19 protein-coding genes and 1 tRNA gene are annotated in these 17,444 nt (G+C 60.6%); 9 read left to right on the top strand and 11 right to left on the bottom strand.

Features of this window, described 5'->3' with window-relative positions; genetic code table 11:
* The first annotated feature begins 5 nt into the window (after positions 1-5).
* Positions 6-82 (top strand) — tRNA-Met (locus A6U87_RS12185).
* A 210-nt stretch (positions 83-292) separates the two neighbouring features.
* Here the strand turns inward: A6U87_RS12185 and A6U87_RS12180 are convergent.
* Genes A6U87_RS12180 through A6U87_RS12160 form a run of 5 tightly spaced genes read right to left on the bottom strand, consistent with a single transcriptional unit; the run spans position 293 to position 5,743 of the window.
* Complete coding sequence (locus A6U87_RS12180; protein WP_065691531.1) at positions 293-1,276, bottom strand: ABC transporter ATP-binding protein; 984 nt, start codon at positions 1,274-1,276, stop codon at positions 293-295.
* A complete protein-coding gene (locus A6U87_RS12175; RefSeq protein ID WP_065691530.1) occupies positions 1,269-2,276 on the bottom strand; it encodes an ABC transporter ATP-binding protein in 1,008 nt (335 codons plus the stop codon). The genes A6U87_RS12180 and A6U87_RS12175 overlap by 8 nt, the downstream gene beginning before the upstream one ends.
* Before the next feature lie 2 nt (positions 2,277-2,278).
* Positions 2,279-3,196, bottom strand: coding sequence for an ABC transporter permease (locus tag A6U87_RS12170; RefSeq protein WP_065691529.1), 918 nt, complete (start codon positions 3,194-3,196; stop codon positions 2,279-2,281).
* Positions 3,193-4,116, bottom strand: coding sequence for an ABC transporter permease subunit (locus A6U87_RS12165; RefSeq protein ID WP_065691528.1), 924 nt, complete (start codon positions 4,114-4,116; stop codon positions 3,193-3,195). Before A6U87_RS12165 ends, A6U87_RS12170 begins: the two co-directional genes overlap by 4 nt.
* Positions 4,117-4,162: 46 nt before the next feature.
* Positions 4,163-5,743, bottom strand: coding sequence for a peptide ABC transporter substrate-binding protein (locus A6U87_RS12160; protein WP_065691527.1), 1,581 nt, complete (start codon positions 5,741-5,743; stop codon positions 4,163-4,165).
* 183 nt (positions 5,744-5,926) lie between these two features.
* Between A6U87_RS12160 and A6U87_RS12155 the strand changes: the two genes are divergently transcribed.
* Positions 5,927-6,379, top strand: coding sequence for a GFA family protein (locus tag A6U87_RS12155; RefSeq protein ID WP_065691526.1), 453 nt, complete (start codon positions 5,927-5,929; stop codon positions 6,377-6,379).
* Positions 6,380-6,438: 59 nt separating this feature from the next.
* Here A6U87_RS12155 and lepA read toward each other — a convergent pair whose 3' ends face one another.
* A complete protein-coding gene (gene lepA / locus A6U87_RS12150) occupies positions 6,439-8,271 on the bottom strand; it encodes a translation elongation factor 4 (RefSeq protein ID WP_065691540.1) in 1,833 nt (610 codons plus the stop codon).
* Positions 8,272-8,412: 141 nt separating this feature from the next.
* On the opposite strand from lepA, the gene A6U87_RS12145 reads away from it, so the two are divergent.
* Entirely contained in the window at positions 8,413-8,979 is a 567-nt protein-coding gene (locus tag A6U87_RS12145) for an XRE family transcriptional regulator (protein ID WP_065691539.1), read from the top strand.
* A 20-nt stretch (positions 8,980-8,999) separates the two neighbouring features.
* Positions 9,000-9,518: a GNAT family N-acetyltransferase gene (locus tag A6U87_RS12140; protein ID WP_065691525.1), complete on the top strand. Its 519-nt coding sequence runs from the start codon at positions 9,000-9,002 to the stop codon at positions 9,516-9,518.
* A 7-nt stretch (positions 9,519-9,525) separates the two neighbouring features.
* On the opposite strand, the gene A6U87_RS12135 is transcribed toward A6U87_RS12140, so the two are convergent.
* The 3 genes from A6U87_RS12135 to rpsU form a co-directional block, all read right to left on the bottom strand.
* Complete coding sequence (locus A6U87_RS12135) at positions 9,526-9,993, bottom strand: group III truncated hemoglobin (protein WP_065691524.1); 468 nt, start codon at positions 9,991-9,993, stop codon at positions 9,526-9,528.
* Positions 9,994-10,105: 112 nt separating this feature from the next.
* Positions 10,106-10,324 (bottom strand): hypothetical protein, encoded by a 219-nt coding sequence (locus A6U87_RS12130; protein ID WP_065691523.1) that lies wholly within the window; start codon positions 10,322-10,324, stop codon positions 10,106-10,108.
* A 55-nt stretch (positions 10,325-10,379) separates the two neighbouring features.
* Complete coding sequence (gene rpsU, locus A6U87_RS12125; RefSeq protein WP_065691522.1) at positions 10,380-10,616, bottom strand: 30S ribosomal protein S21; 237 nt, start codon at positions 10,614-10,616, stop codon at positions 10,380-10,382.
* Between the two features lie 309 nt (positions 10,617-10,925).
* Here rpsU and recF point away from each other — a divergent pair, with 309 nt between their 5' ends.
* Genes recF through A6U87_RS12110 form a run of 3 tightly spaced genes read left to right on the top strand, consistent with a single transcriptional unit; the run spans position 10,926 to position 13,341 of the window.
* The gene (gene recF / locus A6U87_RS12120; RefSeq protein WP_065691521.1) at positions 10,926-12,050 is read left to right on the top strand and encodes a DNA replication/repair protein RecF; all 1,125 of its coding nucleotides are present in this window, start codon (positions 10,926-10,928) and stop codon (positions 12,048-12,050) included.
* The gene (locus tag A6U87_RS12115) at positions 12,047-12,871 is read left to right on the top strand and encodes a molybdopterin-synthase adenylyltransferase MoeB (protein ID WP_065691520.1); all 825 of its coding nucleotides are present in this window, start codon (positions 12,047-12,049) and stop codon (positions 12,869-12,871) included. Before recF ends, A6U87_RS12115 begins: the two co-directional genes overlap by 4 nt.
* The gene (locus tag A6U87_RS12110) at positions 12,868-13,341 is read left to right on the top strand and encodes a GNAT family N-acetyltransferase (protein ID WP_065691519.1); all 474 of its coding nucleotides are present in this window, start codon (positions 12,868-12,870) and stop codon (positions 13,339-13,341) included. Before A6U87_RS12115 ends, A6U87_RS12110 begins: the two co-directional genes overlap by 4 nt.
* Here the strand turns inward: A6U87_RS12110 and A6U87_RS12105 are convergent.
* On the bottom strand, positions 13,338-14,339 hold the full coding sequence (locus A6U87_RS12105) for a D-glycerate dehydrogenase (protein WP_065691518.1): 1,002 nt from the start codon (positions 14,337-14,339) through the stop codon (positions 13,338-13,340). The two genes, A6U87_RS12110 and A6U87_RS12105, sit on opposite strands and share 4 nt — an antisense overlap.
* 182 nt (positions 14,340-14,521) lie before the next feature.
* Between A6U87_RS12105 and A6U87_RS12100 the strand changes: the two genes are divergently transcribed.
* Positions 14,522-15,061 carry an SH3 domain-containing protein gene (locus tag A6U87_RS12100; RefSeq protein ID WP_065691517.1) on the top strand — a complete coding sequence of 180 codons (540 nt, stop codon included), beginning with the start codon at positions 14,522-14,524 and terminating at the stop codon, positions 15,059-15,061.
* On the opposite strand, the gene A6U87_RS12095 is transcribed toward A6U87_RS12100, so the two are convergent.
* A complete protein-coding gene (locus tag A6U87_RS12095; protein ID WP_065691516.1) occupies positions 15,054-16,046 on the bottom strand; it encodes an adenosine kinase in 993 nt (330 codons plus the stop codon). The genes A6U87_RS12100 and A6U87_RS12095 overlap by 8 nt on opposite strands.
* Positions 16,047-16,459: 413 nt before the next feature.
* On the opposite strand from A6U87_RS12095, the gene A6U87_RS12090 reads away from it, so the two are divergent.
* Positions 16,460-17,407: an AEC family transporter gene (locus A6U87_RS12090; protein ID WP_065691515.1), complete on the top strand. Its 948-nt coding sequence runs from the start codon at positions 16,460-16,462 to the stop codon at positions 17,405-17,407.
* Positions 17,408-17,444: the final 37 nt, after the last annotated feature.

Raw genomic sequence — 17,444 nt, 5'->3', positions numbered from 1 at the left:
GATGGCGCGGGGTGGAGCAGCCCGGTAGCTCGTCAGGCTCATAATCTGAAGCCCGCAGGTTCAAATCCTGCCCCCGCAACCAATCTTCCCAATCGAGACCAAATTCTATCGCTGGCGCGAAGACTTCATCTTCGCTGGCGATGGTAGCTCCTCGTCCTGCGGACCATAACCTGAAGGCCGCAGGTTCAAATCCTGCCCCCGCAACCAATCTTCCCAATCGAGACGAACACACACTCAATATGCCCCGCAAGGGGCTATTTGCGTTTCTGGGGCCAAGGCAACAGAGGGCCGCCTAGCGATCGATATGGTAGCACGCAGCCGTCTGCTCCGGCCCAACCTCTTCCGTCACAGGCGGCGAGGTCCCGCAGATCTCCGTCGCCTTCCAACAGCGAGCCGAAAACACGCAGCCACTAGGTGGGTTTAGTGGTGAGGGTGGATCCCCCCGCAGGCGGATGCGCTCGCGGCCACGCGCCAGACGCGGATCAGGGATCGGAGCCGCTGAAAACAACGCCTGCGTATACGGATGCGCCGGATGATCGAACACACGCGCACACGATCCAGCCTCAACAACCTTCCCAAGATAAAGAACCAACACGTCGTCCGAAATCAATCGGACAACCGATAAGTCATGGCTGATGAAGATCAACGTCAGGCCAAACTCCTTCCGAAGCTTGCGCAACAGCGTGATGACCTGCCCCTGGATCGACACGTCGAGGGCCGAAACCGGCTCGTCGCAGATGATCAGCTTCGGCCGCGTGACAACGGCGCGGGCGATTCCGATACGCTGCGCCTGCCCGCCAGAGAATTCGTGCGGATAGCGGTTGATCATTTCCGGGACGAGACCCACCGCTCCCATGATCTCTCGGACCCGCTCCGTGCGCTGTGCCTTTGTCAGCTTCGGCTCGAAGACGGTCAGCGGCTCGGCGATGATATCGCCAACCGTCATGCGTGGATCGAGCGAGGCAATCGGATCCTGGAAGATGATCTGCATGTCGCGGCGCGTGGCGCGCATCTCCTCCTCGGTCAGATCGAGCAGGTTGCGGCCCTGCCAGAGAATACGGCCCTTGTGCGACTTCAGCAGCCTCAGGATCGAGCGCCCGAGCGTGGATTTGCCGCAGCCGGACTCGCCGACGATACCGAGCGTCCGGCCCTCGGCGAGGTCAAAGCTGACATTATTGACCGCCGTCAGGATCAATGGGGGCTTGAAAAAGCTCTTTGAGGGAAGCTCGAACTGTGTCGTCAGGTTCTCGACCCTGAGAAGGGAGCGGTCAGCCATGGTTCAGGACCTCCTCGAGACGGGGGAATGCATGGAAGCAGGCTGCCGCGTGGCGCGGCGCCAGTGTTTCGAGCCGCGGGGCAGCTTCGATGCAGTCGTCCTGGACCATCGGACAGCGCGGCGAGAAGCTGCAGCCCTTTGGCAGGTGCTGCAGGTTCGGCGGCCGGCCGGGGATGACGGCCAGCTGATCAACGTCCTGGTCCGGCCGCGGAATGGAGGCATGCAGGGCCGCGGTATAGGGATGTGCCGGATTGTCGAACAGCTCGTCAACCGGTGCCTCCTCGACAATCCGCCCCGCGTACATGACTGCGACGCGGTCGGCGAGACCCGCGACCACGCCGAGGTCGTGCGTGATAATGACCAGTGCTGTATTCATTTCGGCCGTCAGGTCGTTGAAGAGATCGAGGATTTGCGCCTGGATGGTGACGTCGAGCGCCGTCGTCGGCTCGTCTGCAATCAGGAGCTTCGGCTTCGTCAGCAACGCCATGGCGATGACGATACGCTGGCGCATCCCCCCCGAAAGCTCGTGGGGGTAAAGATTGAAGCGCCGCCCCGGGTCGGGAATCCCGACCCGCTTTAACATATCGAGCGCTTCGGCGGAGGCGGCGCGCGCGGTGAAGCCGCGATGGACCTCCAACTGCTCCGTCAGCTGCCGTGAGATCTTGAGCGAAGGGTTCAACGCAGTCATCGGGTCCTGGAAGACCATGGCCATGTCCTTGCCGCGGACGTGGTCGAGCTCGCGCGATTTCAGCGAAAGGACGTCCCTGCCTTCCAGGAGAGCCTGGCCTGTGGTCCTGCCGTTTCTTGCAAGGAGCCCCATGACGCCGAGAAAGGTCTGGCTCTTACCGGAGCCGGATTCGCCGACGATCGCGATCCGCTCGCCGCGCTTGATCGAGAGGTTTATGCTGGACACCGCCTTCACCTCGCCATCCGGCGTTCGGAAGGTGATCGAGTAGTCCTTGAGTTCCAGCAGCGTGTCGCTCTTTGGGTCAGTGTGCATCGTCAGCGATCCTTCGGGTCGAATGCATCGCGCAGGCCGTCGCCGATGAACAGCAAGCTCATCAGCAGGGCAACAAGGAAACAGGCGGGGAAGATCAGCAGCCACGGCATGCTTTCCATGGCGTCGGTGCCCTCGGCGATCAGTGTTCCAAGGGAGGTCAGTGGTTCCTGGACCCCGAAGCCGAGATAAGAGAGAAAGCTCTCCGTTGCGATGATCTCGGGGACGGTAAGCGCCGCAAAGATCACGACCGGACCGATAAGGTTCGGAATGATATGCTTGAGAATGATCTTGAACGGCCTTTGGCCGGAGGCGCGTGCTGCCTCGATGAATTCGCGCTGCTTGATCGACAGGGTCTGCCCGCGCACGATGCGCGCCATCGTCAGCCACTCCAGCGCCCCGATCGCCGCGAACAGCAGATAGACGTTACGGCCGAAGATGACCATCAGCAGAATGACGAACAGAATGTAGGGCAGCGCGTACATGATATCGACGAAGCGCATCATGATGGCATCCAGCCTGCCGCCGATATAGCCCGAAACGGCGCCGTAGAGCACGCCAATGACGACGGAGACCAGCGTTGCCGTGGCCGCCACCGCAAGTGAAACTCGTGTGCCGTACAGAACGCGGGCCAGCAGGTCGCGGCCGTTTGGATCTGTTCCGAAATAGTGGCCGCTCGCGAAGTCGGGCGCCATCCGGAATGCTTCCCAATCCGGCTCCTCGTAGTCGAAGGGGATCAGATACGGTCCGATGAAGGCCGCGAGAATGAGACAGAGCAGAACAGCAATGGCGACCACCGCTGCCTTGTTGCGCGCCAGGCGGCGCAACGCATCGCCGGTCAGCGATCGGCTTTTGTGGGTCAGTCCCTCGGCTTCGAGAAGTTCGGCGGCAAGCAGCTCACGCTTTGCAGGATTGAGGATCATCGGCTTCTCACTTTCGGGTCGAGCCACGCATAGGCGATGTCGACAAGGAGATTCAGAACGACGATCAGCACCATGTAGAAGATCACCGTTCCGAGCACCATGCCGTAGTCGCGGTTCAGTGCCGCGTTGATGAAATATCGGCCGATACCGGGCAATCCGAAGATGCTTTCGACAACCAGCGAGCCGGTGAGAAGATAGCTTGCGGCCGGCCCGAGATAGGAAACCACCGGCATCATGGCTGGCTTCAGCGCATGTCGCATGACGGTGAGCCGCGGACCGATCCCCTTGGCTTTGGCCGTGCGGATATAGTTCTGGCCCATAACCTCGATCATCGATCCACGGGTCATGCGCGAGATACGGCCCGCATGCGGCAGGGCTAGGACGACAACCGGTATGATCAGATAGCGGATGGAACCGTCCCCCCATCCACCGACCGGCAGCCAGCCGAGATGGATGCCGAAGATCAGCTGCAGGATCGGCGCAATCAGGAAGTTCGGAAGGACCAGACCGATGAGAATCAGGAGACCGAGCAGGTAATCGGGCGCCTTGTTCTGATAAAGCGCCCCAAGACAGCCCACGAATACGCCGATCACGATCGCAAGCACAAAAGCGGCGCCGCCGATGGTGAAGGTGTAGGGCAAGCCTAGCAGGAGTTGCTGGGTAACAGTGAAATCCTGATTGGCGAAGGAGGGACCGAGGTCGCCCTTCAGCACATCGAACATGTAGATGAGGTACTGCTCGATCAGTGGCTTGTCGAGATTGTAGTGGGCCGCAAGGTTTTTCAGAATCACCGGCGGCAATGGCCGTTCGCCATCGAATGGGCCGCCGGGGGCAAGGCGCAGGACAAAGAAGCTGAGCGTGACGGCGATCCATAGGACCGGAATCGTCGAGAGCAGGCGACGGAGTGCGTATTTGATCATGGGCGCGGACCGGCCCTTCCCTCAGGCAAAGGAAGGGCCGATATCCCTATTCTTTGACAGACAGCCAGCGCGTGCGGTGGATGTCCTGGATATTGTCCTGGAAGCCCTGGACCTTCGGTGACACCACGTTCTTCGAGACGTAGTAGTAGAGCGGGATCGCGGCGCTGTCGTCGAGTGCCAGTTGCTCTGCCTTCTTGAATATCTCGGCGCGCTTCTTCAGGTCCGTCTGAGCGTTCGCTTCCTTGACCAGCTTGTCGTAGTCGGCGTTGCTCCAGCGACCGTAGTTCATGGAAACGCCGGAGACGAGGAGGCCCAGGAAATTGTCAGGGTCGTTGTAGTCGGCGATCCAGCCGGCTCGGCCGATCTCAACCTGACCATGCTGCATTTCGTCGTAATGCACCTTGGTCTCGGTGTTGTAGAGCTCGATCTGGACGCCAAGCGGCTTCCACATGGAGGCGATCGCGACGGCGACGCGCTTGTGATTGTCGTTGGTGTTGTACCGCAGCTGAGCTTTCAGCGGGTGGTCAGGGCCGAAACCCGCTTCCTTCAGGAGCTTCTTTGCCTCTTCCACCTTTTCCTTGTAGGGCATGTCCTTCCAGCTCACATAGGCGGGCTCGCCATAGTTTGCCGTGCCTGGCGGCACCCAGGAATAAGCCGGTAGTTCACCCGTGCCGAGAATCTTCGGGCCGATGACTTCGCGGTTCACGGCCATGGAAAGAGCCTGGCGCACACGCTTGTCGTTGAACGGCGGCTTCTGGGCATTCAGAACGTAGTAGTAGCTGGCGAGAAACGGCGTAACATGCGCCTGCCCCGGCAGGTTCTTCTTCATCCATTCGTACTGGTCGGTGGGGAAGTCCGTCATGATATCGAATTCGCCGGCGCGGTAGCGCTTCAAGGCGGCTTCCTGGTCCTCCAGGGTGAAGAACTTCACGCCGTCGATCTTCAGATCCTTGGTGCCATAATACTGGTCGTTCTTAACTGTGGTCACTGATGCGCCGGGGATCCACTCGGTCGGCTTGTAAGGGCCATTGGTGACGATGTTCCCGATCTTCACCCAATCATTGCCCTTCGCCTCGACAACGTGCTTCGGCAGCGGATAGGCCGTGTAGTGCATCAGCGAATTGATAAAATAAGGGGTCGCGTTCTCTAGCGTGATTTCGAGCGTCTTGTCGTCGATCGCCTTGACGCCGAGCTGGCTGAAATCGGTGATCTCGCCCTTGTTGATCTTTTCCGCGTTCTTGATGGTGAACTGCAGATAGGCATATTCGGCTGCGTTCTTCGGATCGAGGAGGCGCTGGAAAGCGAAGACGAAGTCGCCGGCCGTCACAGGCTGGCCATCGGACCATTTGATTCCGTCGCGCAGCTTGAATGTGTAGACCTTGCCGTCATCCGAAACTGTCCAGCTTGCGGCCTGTCCGGGGATCGGGTCATCCTTCGCGTCTTCCGTTACGAGCCCCTCGAAAATGTCACCCGCGATGCGGTTCTCGTAGTCGCTAGAGAGCTTCTGCGGATCGAGCGACTGCGGATCACCACCATTGTGGATGTTCAGGGTCGCCGCGTGCGCGGAAATGGCGAGCAGCGAACCAAACACTGCCGTCGCTAGAATTTTTTTCGTAAGGAAGTTCATGATGGGGGCCACCTTTCCCAGCTTTTCGCTTTTTTTAGTCGTTTGTTCCCGTGCTTGACCTGTTACGTTCAGGTCAACGAGCAGCCTAGCGAAAAGAAATGCCGTTGCAACCCCCTTTGAATGTCGCGATTTGACACTCGCCCATTCGCGCCTAGATTGGTTTTGACAATCAAGGAGATGACAATGAGCGACCAAAACCCGCCTTGGGAAGGTGGATGCCGATGCGGTCAGGTGCGGTTGAAGATCACGGCCAAACCGCTGCTGACCATGGCGTGCCATTGCACCGGCTGCCAGAAGATGTCGTCAAGCGCATATTCGCTGAGCGCTGCCATCCCTGCGGAGGGGTTCGAAGTAACCTACGGCGAGCCTGCCATAGGCGGGCTGCACGGGGCCTCCCGTCACTATTTCTGCTCGCACTGCATGACCTGGATGTTTACCCGGCCGGAAGGAATGGACTGGTTCGTCAACCTTCGCCCCACGATGCTCGACGATCCGCGCTGGTTCGCGCCTTTCATCGAGACGTGGACGCGTGAGAAGCTGGCCTTCGCCGAAACCGGCGCGGTCCACAGCTATGAGGCTCTTCCGGAGATGGATGCCTATGAGGGGCTGGTGAAGGAATACATGGCCTGCAGCTGAGGCAGCCCATAAAATTCGGCCCGGCCATGCGCTTGCACGACCGGGCGGAATGAATGTTGCTACTCGTCGCCCATCTTGAGCGCGGCGATGAAGGCTTCCTGCGGAATCTCCACCTTGCCGAACTGGCGCATGCGCTTCTTGCCTTCCTTCTGCTTGTCCAGAAGTTTGCGCTTGCGGCTGGCGTCGCCGCCGTAGCACTTGGCCGTCACGTCCTTGCGCAGAGCCGAGATGGTTTCGCGGGCAATGACGTTGCCTCCGATCGCGGCCTGGATCGGGATCTTGAACATGTGCTTCGGAATCAGGTCCTTCAGCCGTTCGCACATATCGCGACCGCGCTTTTCGGCCGACGCGCGGTGGACGAGCATGGAGAGCGCATCAACCGGCTCGCCGTTGACGAGGATCGACAGCTTGACGAGATTGCCTTCACGGTAACCTTCGAGGTGGTAGTCGAACGAGGCATAGCCCTTCGAGATCGACTTCAGCCGGTCGTAGAAGTCGAAGACGACTTCGTTGAGCGGCAGTTCGTAGGTGACCAGCGCGCGCGTACCGACATAGGTCAGTTCGGTCTGGATGCCGCGGCGATCCTGGCAGAGCTTGAGAATACCGCCGAGGTAGTCGTCCGGCGTCATGATCGTCGCCTTGATCCACGGTTCGCGGATCTCGTCGATTTTGACGACGTCGGGCATGTCTGCCGGGTTGTGCAGTTCGCGCTGGCTGCCGTCGGTCATCGTCAACTGGTAGACGACGGAAGGCGCGGTGGCGATCAGGTCGAGATCGAATTCGCGCTCCAGGCGTTCCTGGATGATTTCGAGGTGCAGCAGACCGAGGAAGCCGCAGCGGAAGCCGAAGCCGAGCGCCGCGGATGATTCCATCTCGAAGGAGAAGGAGGCGTCGTTAAGGCGAAGCTTGCCCATTGCCGCGCGCAGGTCTTCGAAGTCCGCGGCATCAACGGGGAAGAGGCCACAGAAAACGACCGGTTGCGCCGGCTTGAAACCGGGCAGGGCTTCAGCCGTCGGACGCTTGTCCTCTGTAATCGTATCGCCGACGCGCGTATCGGCAACCTCCTTGATGGAGGCCGTGATGAAGCCGATTTCACCCGGTCCGAGGCTGTCGACATTGACCATCTTCGGCGTCAGCACGCCAACGCGCTCCACCTGATACTTGGCATCGGTCCCCATCATGCGGATCGTCTGGCCCTTGGACAGCACGCCGTCGATGATGCGCACGAGAACCATGACGCCGAGATAGGTATCGTACCAGCTGTCCACGAGTAGGGCCTTCAGCGGTGCCTTTTCGCCGCCAGGGCTCTTCGGAGCCGGCAGCTTCTCGACGATCGCTTCCAGGACATCAGGGATACCGAGGCCGGTCTTCGCCGAAATCAGGACGGCTTCGGAGGCGTCGATGCCGATCACTTCCTCGATCTGTTCCTTGATGCGGTCCGGTTCGGCCGCCGGCAGGTCGATCTTGTTGAGGACGGTGACAAGCTCGTGGTTGTTGTCGATCGCCTGATAGACGTTGGCCAGCGTCTGCGCTTCCACGCCCTGCGACGCGTCCACGACCAGCAGCGAACCTTCGCAAGCCGAGAGCGACCGGGAGACCTCGTAGGCAAAGTCGACGTGCCCGGGGGTGTCGATCAGGTTCAGAATATAGGTTTCGCCATTCTTCGCCTTGTAGTGCAGGCGAACGGTCTGGGCCTTGATGGTGATGCCGCGCTCACGCTCGATATCCATGTTGTCGAGCACCTGTTCGGACATCTCGCGCTCGGCAAGGCCGCCGGTCGATTGGATCAGGCGATCAGCAAGGGTCGATTTGCCGTGGTCGATGTGGGCCACGATCGAGAAGTTGCGGATATGGGAAAGCGGAGTTGTCGGATTGGTGCTCATCCGCGCCATATAGCAGCGCATCCCCTTGCAGCAAAGCGGAAAAGCAGCGTTTCGTTTACGATAAATCGCGATAGCGCCGCCGAAAAGATTGGGCTTGATTCCAGCATCGGACTATGTATTTCTATTATAGTAGAAATGACGGACACGATGATGGAACAGGAGCTTGAAACGGCGATCGGCATTCGCATCCGCGGCCTCAGGATGGACAAAAGCCTGACGCTGGACGATCTTGCAAATGCTTCCGGCGTTAGCCGGGCAATGATCTCGCGCATCGAGCGCGGCGAGGCGAGCCCGACGGCCTCCTTGCTGGCGCGGATCTGCGCGGCCCTCGGCCTCTCGCTTTCCGCCTTCTTTGCCGAAAAGGGAGAGGCGTCGCCGCTGGCTCGCCGCCAGGACCAGCAGGTCTGGCGCGACCCGGAGACGGGTTACATGCGCCGCTCCGTCTCGCCGCCCGGGACAGGCTCGGATGTCGATATCGTCGACGTCGAGTTTCCACCCGGCGCACGCGTCAGCTTTCCTCCGCACGCCGCCAGCAGCGGCATGACCCAGCACATCTGGCTCTTCGATGGCGAGATGGAGATGACGACGGGGGAAACGGTTTACCGTCTCCTGCCCGGCGATTGCCTGTTCATGCCCGTGTCCGAAGGCCACGTTTTTCACAATCCCGGCAATACGCCGGCACGTTATTGCGTCGTGCTTGATCGGCGCGGGCGCTAATTTCATCCCAGGAGTAGACCATGACCACCATTCGCCTTCTCGATGCGGTGCAAGCGCGCGCGGCCATTCCAGACCTTTGCGACGTGCTCGTCGATTGCGTCAACGGCGGCGCATCCGTCGGCTTCATGCAGCCCTATGGGGTAGGGGACGCGGAGCCGTATTGGCAGGGCGTTGCGGACGCAGTCACGGCCGGCGCCACTTTGCTATTCGTCGCGGAACTGGAGGGAAAGGTTGTCGGTACCGTCCAGATCGGTGCGGCCCAGATGCCGAACCAGCCGCATCGCGCCGACCTGAAGAAGCTGCTCGTCCACCGGTCTGCCCGAGGCAAGGGATTGGCGCGTCTGCTGATGGATGCCGCGGAACGAGAGGCTGCGAGCCGTGGCAAGACGATCCTCGTGCTGGATACCGCAACGGGCAGCGATGCCGAAGCGATTTACCCGCGTCTCGGCTGGGAACGTGTTGGTGTCATTCCGGCTTATGCGCTCTGGCCGGAAGGCGGCTTCTGCGCCTCGACCTTCTTCTACAAGCGGGTTGCCTGAGCAGAGGTCAGGCCGGTTTGCGCTGCGGGTCGTCGAGAGCCGGATTGTAGAACAGCGATAGCGTCAGGCTCTTGGCGATCCGTTCAGCGGTCGCCATGAACCAGGCTTTCGCTTCGGCATTCGGCGCGATGTCGTCGAGCGTGTCCGAAAACAAGGCCAGCCATTGCGGAAAAAGCGCCGGCGTCAGATCGGCAACGCCCGTATGGGCCTGCACAGGCTTGCCGCCATAGGCGCCGCTGCGAAAGGCAACAGACGACCAGAAGCTCTTCATCTTTGCCATGTGTTCCGGCCAGCGTCCTGAAAGCTTGGCATCGAACACCGGGCCGAGAATCGGGTGCTTGAGCACGCGCGCATAGAATGTCTCGACCAGCAGATCGATAAACGCCGCATCGACGCCCATCGCCCTCATGTCGGCCTCGGCACGCTCCCGTATCGCGGCCACTTGGGCGGCTCGCCCCTGTATCTCAGTATTCATCGTCCGCTCCCGGGCGTCGCAATCCATCCGCTTCCCATATAGGCGCGAGCGGGCGATGGTTTAGGCCCAATACCGACGTACATCGCCATTAATTGGTTCTGAGGACAGGACTCTACGTCTTGGTGCGGCTTGCCTTCGCGCGCTTTGGCGGAGCGTCCGCGCCATCGGTCGCGATTTGTTGCAGACGCAGCGCTTTGAGCATTTCGGTCTTCTTTTCCCGCGCCTTGACCTCTGCGGCCACAATTTCGCGCGCGGCCTGATCGGTCGCGTCGGCTTTGTCGCGCGCAGAAAGCCTGCCGGCATTGGAGGGTTCACTATTGGAGCTTGTCACCGCTTGTCCCTTTCTGGGCGCGAAGATCGCATAGTCAAAAGGTTAGGCGCCGGGATCAGCGGGCACGTACGAGCTTCTTCGGCATAGGCAGAAGACCCTCGCGCTGAAGCTTCTTGCGCGCAAGCTTGCGCTGGCGGCGAATTGCTTCCGCCTTTTCGCGCGCGCGCTTCTCCGATGGCTTTTCGTAGGCGCTACGCGCCTTGATTTCGCGGAACAGGCCTTCACGTTGCATCTTCTTCTTAAGCACGCGAAGTGCTTGATCGACATTGTTGTCTCTGACGAGAACTTGCAAAATTTTATCCTTTCGGCGGCGGTTAAGACGAATGGTTGTGGTCGGCAAAACAAAAAGCCGGGCTCGACCCGGCATCTCTTGTCATTCAGCGTCTTGCTGGCAGCACATCCGTGGTCAGGAAACGCGAATGGCCATTGGCAAAGCACGTATGGCGTTTGATATGCTCGGCTTGGAACTGCAGTCGCGAGCAATTCTATAAGGCGAATATAGACTTATCGCAGGATGGGGCAATGGCGGGATCGGAAATAACTTTCTTGCCATCCGCAGCCCCACGGCTTAGCTCTCTGCGGTCAAGAATCCGGATAAAGCATGCCGCACAAGGTTTCACTGTCTCGCCTGAAGCTGACTGACTTTCGCAATTACGCGTCGGTCACGCTTCCGCTTGACGGTCGGCATGTCGTGTTGACTGGCGACAACGGCGCCGGGAAGACGAACCTCATGGAGGCGGTCTCCCTGCTTTCACCTGGACGTGGTCTGCGTCGCGCCACCTACGCGGACATCACGCGCGTTGGGGCCGCTGCCGGCTTCTCGATCTTCGCTGAGGTCGAAGGCATGGAAGGTGAAGTGGAGATCGGCACCGGTGTTGAAGCCACCGATGACACCGCCACGCGCCGCTTACGTATCAATGGAACGCCGGCGAAGACGGCCGATGAGCTGACCGACCATCTGCGCCTGCTCTGGTTGACGCCTTCCATGGACGGCCTGTTCACTGGCGGATCATCGGATCGCCGACGTTTTCTCGACCGCCTCGTGCTGTCGCTTGACCCGGCCCACGGCCGTCGCGCCAGTGATTTCGAGCGCGCCATGCGCAGCCGCAACAAGCTGCTCGACGAGCGGCGTTTCGACCCGTCCTGGCTTGCCGGCATCGAGGAGCAGATGGCGAGCCTCGGCATCGCCATGGCCTTGGCGCGCCAGGAAATGCTCGGTCTTCTCTCCAGGCTTATCGACGAAACCCGGGAAACCTCTCCATTTCCATCCGCCTCGCTTGAACTCTCCGGCTTCATGGACGGACAGTTTGGTCGGCCCGCCGTCGACCTTGAGGATGAGTATGCGGCGATGCTGGCGGAAAGCCGGTATCGCGATGCCGCTGCCGGTCGCACGCTCGATGGTCCGCACCGCGTCGATCTCTTGGTCCGCCACCACGACAAGCAGATGGATGCCGCCCGCTGCTCGACCGGCGAACAGAAGGCGCTGCTGGTGGGTCTCATCCTCGCGCATGCGCGCCTCGTCGCCAATCTGACCGGCCATGCCCCGATCCTGCTGCTGGATGAAATCGCAGCGCATCTCGACGAAGGACGACGCGCGGCCCTGTTCGATCTCATCGATGCATTGGGCGGCCAGGCCTTCATGACCGGCACGGATCGCAGCATGTTTTCTGCGCTCGGTGACCGGGCGCAGTGCTTCACCGTTGCCGATGGAAAGGTTTTCGAATGACGGATCCGGCTTTTCCTGTTCACGAAAGCCATGTTAGCATCGCGCCCATGGAACCCTTGAGCCCTGAAGAGATCGCGCGATACCAGCGTCACATCCTGCTTCCCGAAATCGGCGGCGCAGGGCAGCGGAAGCTGAAAGCAGCGCGTGTTCTGGTCATCGGCGCGGGTGGCCTTGGAGCGCCTGTCCTTCAGTATCTCGCCGCTGCCGGCGTCGGTACCATCGGTATTGCCGACGACGACCGGGTGTCGCTTTCCAATCTGCAGCGCCAGGTGATCCACGATTCCGGCACGATCGGCGAGTTGAAGACGGAAAGCGCTGCCTTCGCGATCGCCAGGCTCAACCCGCATGTGAAGGTGATCCGCTTCGAAGAGCGCTTCTCGGTCGAGTCGGCCAGACGCCACCTTTCCGGCTTTGACCTTCTGATCGATGGCTCGGACAATTTCGACACGCGCTACACGGCAGCCGACGCGGCCGAAGCGGCGCGGATCCCGCTCGTGACCGGCGCCGTCGGCCGCTTCGATGGCTCCGTCACGGTCATGAAGCCCTACGAGACCGCGCCGGATGGCACGCTGAATCCCACCTATCGCGATCTTTTCCCGGAAAAGCCGCCAGTCGGTCTCATTCCGGTATGCGCCGAAACCGGTGTCATCGGCGCACTGACGGGCGTCATCGGCACATTGATGGCGATGGAGGCGATCAAGCTTGTCACCGGCACCGGCGAGCCCCTGGTCGGTCGCCTGTTGCTTTACGACGCGATGTCGGCGCGTTTCGATACCATCCGCTACAGGCGCCGGCGTCCGAAACAAAACCAGGCGTCATGAATATCCGGCGCATCGATTCCGGCTTCGATCGTTGGGATGATCTGCTGGCGCTGATCCTCTCGTCCTTCGCCTACATGAACGGTCGGATCGATCCGCCGTCATCCGCCATCGCCTTGACCTCGTCCTCGCTTGCCAGAAAGGCGCAAGCCGAGATTGCCTTTCTGGCACTGGACGGTGAGATGCTGGTCGGCTGCATCTTTCTTAGGCCCGAAACTGATTGCCTCTATATCGGCAAGCTCGCCATCAGGCCCGACGCGCAGGGGCGGGGCATCGGCAGGCGGTTGCTGGAGATTGCCGAAGAGACGGCGCGGTCCTTGAAGCTGTCGACGCTGCGGCTCGAGACACGAATCGAGCTCGTTGCGAATCACGCCACCTTCGCACACTGGGGTTTTGCCAAGACAGCGGAAAACTCCCACACAGGCTTTGCCAGGACGACATCGATCGAGATGCGAAAGGTGCTTGGGGCCTAGCGACCTGGCAACACCCGGTTGGGTGGTCGGTGGCCGTCGATGAAGGCACGGATGTTGATAATCACCTTCTCGCCCATGTCGATGCGGCCCTCGATCGTTGCCGAGCTCATGTGAGGCAGCAGCACCACCTTGCCCTCGTTGGCGAGCTTTATCAGCTTTGGATTGACCGCCGGTTCGTTCTCGAACACATCAAGCCCGGCACCAGCAAGCTTGCCTTCGCGCAGGCTCTTGATCAGTGCCGCCTCGTCGATGACGTCGCCGCGGGCAGTATTCACGAGATAGGCTGTCGGTTGCAGCAGCGCCAGGCGCCGCGCCGAAAGCAGGTGGAACGTCGCGGGCGTTGACGGGCAGTTCACCGAGACGATATCGACGCGGGCGAGCATCTGGTCGAGGCTTTCCCAATAGGTCGCCTCGAGTTCGTCTTCCGTGGCCGGGCTGACGCGCTTGCGATTGTGATAATGGATCGAGAGGCCAAAAGCCTTGGCACGGCGAGCAACCGCGGTGCCGATGCGGCCCATGCCGACGATGCCGATACGCTTGCCGTGAATGCGGCGGCCTAACATCCAGGTCGGCGACCAGCCGGCCCATTCGCCAGGGTGGTCGGTCAGTACACGCGCACCTTCGCCGAGACGCCGCGGCACGGCAAGAATGAGCGCCATGTTCATGTCTGCAGTATCTTCGGTCAGGACGTTCGGCGTGTTGGTGACCGTGATCCCCTTGCGGGCAGCAGCCTCGACATCGATGTGATCCGTGCCGTTCGAGAAGCTGGCTATGAGCTTGAGTTGCGGCCCTGCTTCTTCGATCAGCGCGGCATCGATCCGGTCGGTCACCGTGGGGACCAGCACATCGGCGGTCTTCATGGCTGCCGAGAGTTCGGGCACGGAACGCGGTTTATCATCGATATTGAGTTCGGCATCGAAGAGTTCGCGCATGCGCGTCTCGACCGCATCCGGCAGTTTGCGTGTGATGTAGACCTTCGGTTTTTTCTTCGTCGTCATGCTGCCGGGGCTGCCTTGTTCAGAGGTCCTTAACCAAGACGCGGGATAATTTTCCCGTTCCGGGCAATTTCTACCAGACCCGTGCGCGAAGACAAACAAAACTCGTCCAGCGTGCGTCCGAATGTCGAAGTCCGGAAATCAGGCAGCAGAACTGCCCTGAATTCGAGCGAACGGAAGTCCCCATGCGTAGCACAGTCCTGAAATCATGCCTCGCCCTCGCGATCGGTTTTGTGCTTTCGGCGGGAACCGCCGATCTGGGCCACGCCCAGGCGGCAAAGGGTCCAAGTGGCCTGCCGCTGCCGCGGTTCGTCACGCTGAAGTCCAAGCGCGTCAATCTGCGCATCGGTCCCGGGACCGACTATGCGGCCTCATGGATGTACCTGAAGGCCGGTCTGCCGGTCGAGATCATCCAGGAATACGATAACTGGCGGCAGGTTCGCGATGCCGATGGCACCGAGGGCTGGGTCAATCAGTCGCTGCTCTCAGGCACACGCGCCGCGATCGCGGCCCCGTGGATGAAGGGCAAAGGCAAGGGCGTCTTCGTCAACATGCGCCGCGAGGCGCTGTCGTCGGCAAGCGTGGTTGCCAAGCTCGAGCCGGGTGTGATGATGAACATCGGCGAATGCAACGGTGACTGGTGCTTCGCCAAGACCGACGGCGCCGAAGGTTGGGTGGCGCAGTCGGAAATTTGGGGCGCCTATCCAGGCGAAGCCTTCAAGTAAGGCTTGCCTTCTTCCCGGCGTCAGCAAGCGACACCATCGGCCGTGGGCCGATCTGCTGGATCACGATGCCGGCGGCGAGGCAACCGAGCTTGCCGCAGTCTTCCAGCGTCCGGCCCTGAGTGTAGCCGTAAAGGAAGCCGGCCGCGAAGAGATCGCCGGCACCGGTGGTATCAACGAGTTCGCGGATCTCGATCGCATCGACGTAGTAGCGCTCGCTTCCCTTGAGAATGACGGCACCGTCTTCGCTCATCGTGACAGCTGCGATCTTGCAGTCCTTGGCGATGCTGACGAGCGCCTGCTCGAAATCATCGGTTTCGTAGAGCGCCAGCGCTTCCTGACGGTTGGCGAACACGATATCGACCGTGCCGGAGCGCATCAGCTCCAGAAATTCGCCGCGATAGCGGTCGACGCAGAAGCTGTCGGACAGCGTCATCGACATCTCGCGACCGTTCTCGTGGGCAATGCGAGCGCAATCGCGGATCGCTTCCTTGGCCCGCGGGGGATCCCAGAGATAGCCTTCGAAATAGGTGACCTTGGACTGGGCAACGACGTCGGGCTCGACATCTTCAGGCCCGAGCTCGACGCAGGCGCCGAGATAAGTATTCATCGAGCGCTCGCCGTCTTCCGTCACGAAGATCATCGAGCGTGCCGTCGGCGGGAACTTGCCCTTCGCCGTCGTCTGGTAGTGAACGCCCTGCGCCCGGATGTCGTGCGCGAAGATCTCGCCCAGCTGGTCTTCCGCGACCTTGCCGAAATAGGCGGCCTTGCCACCGAAGCTCGCGACACCTGCGGCCGTGTTGCCGGCGCTGCCGCCCGATGCTTCGAGTGCCGGTCCCATATGAGCGTAAAGCAGCTCGGCGCGCTCGGCATCGATCAGGTTCATCGCTGCCTTGGTGATCTTGTGATCGATGAGGAACTGGTCGTCGCAACGCGCAATGATATCAACGATAGCGTTGCCGACAGTCAGAACGTCGAATTTGGTCATGAAAGGGAAGGTCCCGGTTTTGGTGATAGCCGGTAGTCGGTCTTAGCGAATTTTCACCGCATGGGAAGTAGAAATGCCAGTTCCGCCGCTCTTCTCTTCGCAAAAATGCCTTGGCCACGTCATGCACCTGTCATTTTGGATGGCTATAACAGCACCAACGAGATTGGCATGTGTAGCGTCTGCGCTGCGGCCAATTGAGAAGGGATGATGCCCTTCGACGATACCGGAGCGACGCTGACCACGGATGAACTGGCAGCTTTGCAGACCGGCTATCCGGCAGGACCGGATGCGGAAAAGCGGGCATGGCCCGCTTTTTTTGTCCTTGCGATAAGCCTTTGGCGTCATTCACGTTTGTCAGGCCAGCCGATTTGCTGTTAGACCTTTGCTATCAGCATGCAAGGCGCCGCTTTCCGATGTCAGCCATCATTTTCGACGTGCTTCCCATCTTCATCATGATCCTGATTGGCTGGCTGATCGTCAAATCGGGATTGATGAAAGCCGAGATCGGTGATGCGCTGAGCGAGTTCGTCTTCAAGATTGCCGTTCCGCTCTTGCTCTTCCGCACGATTGCGCAGGCTGATTTTCACGGGGCGTCGCCCTTTCGGCTCTGGATCGCCTATTTCTCCGGCGTTGCGGTCACATGGTTTGCTGCTCACATCGCCGCGACGCGTTTCTTCGGACGCGACGACCGCATCGGCGTTCTGGCAGGTGTTTCGTCGGCCTTCGCCAATACGATATTCATCGGCCTGCCTCTCGTGCAACGAACCGTTGGAGACAAGGGGCTTGTGCCGCTTTCGATCCTGATCGCAATCCATCTGCCGGTGATGATGATCATTGGCACGATCCTGATGGAGCGGGCCGAGCATAAGATTGCTGGCGGGCACGAGCGCAGCATCGCCAAAGTCATCCGGCAAATTGTGCAGAACCTGATCCGCAATCCGCTGGTGATCGGGCTCGCAGGCGGCGCGGTCATGCATATGCTGGGGCTGACAATGCCCGTACCGGTCGAGATGATTGTGAACCAGATCGCCGGAGTGGCGGGTCCGGTCGCCCTTATCTCGCTGGGAATGGCGCTGCAGAAATACGGCATCTCCGGCAATGTCGGCATTGCCAGCGTCACCTCCGCTTTCAAGCTGCTGCTGCTGCCTGCCTGTGTCTGGACCGCGAGCCATCTTGTGGGGCTCGCGAGCGACTGGACGGCCGCGCTGGTGCTGATTTCGTCTGTCCCGACGGGCGTCAATGCGTGGCTGATCGCCAATCGCTTCGGCGTCGGTCATGGCCTCGCGGCATCGACGATAACGGTGACGACCGCGCTCGGTGCCATTTCCGTATCCTTCTGGGCCTATCTGCTTGGGCCGTGACAAACAAAAAGCCCGGCTTGTGGCCGGGCTCCCGTCA

Origin of the sequence: Rhizobium sp. AC44/96 (genome assembly GCF_001692185.1) — a bacterium.
Taxonomy (GTDB): domain Bacteria; phylum Pseudomonadota; class Alphaproteobacteria; order Rhizobiales; family Rhizobiaceae; genus Rhizobium.
Note: the sequence above shows the minus strand (reverse complement) of the source record. Positions and strands in the feature narration are given on the sequence as shown.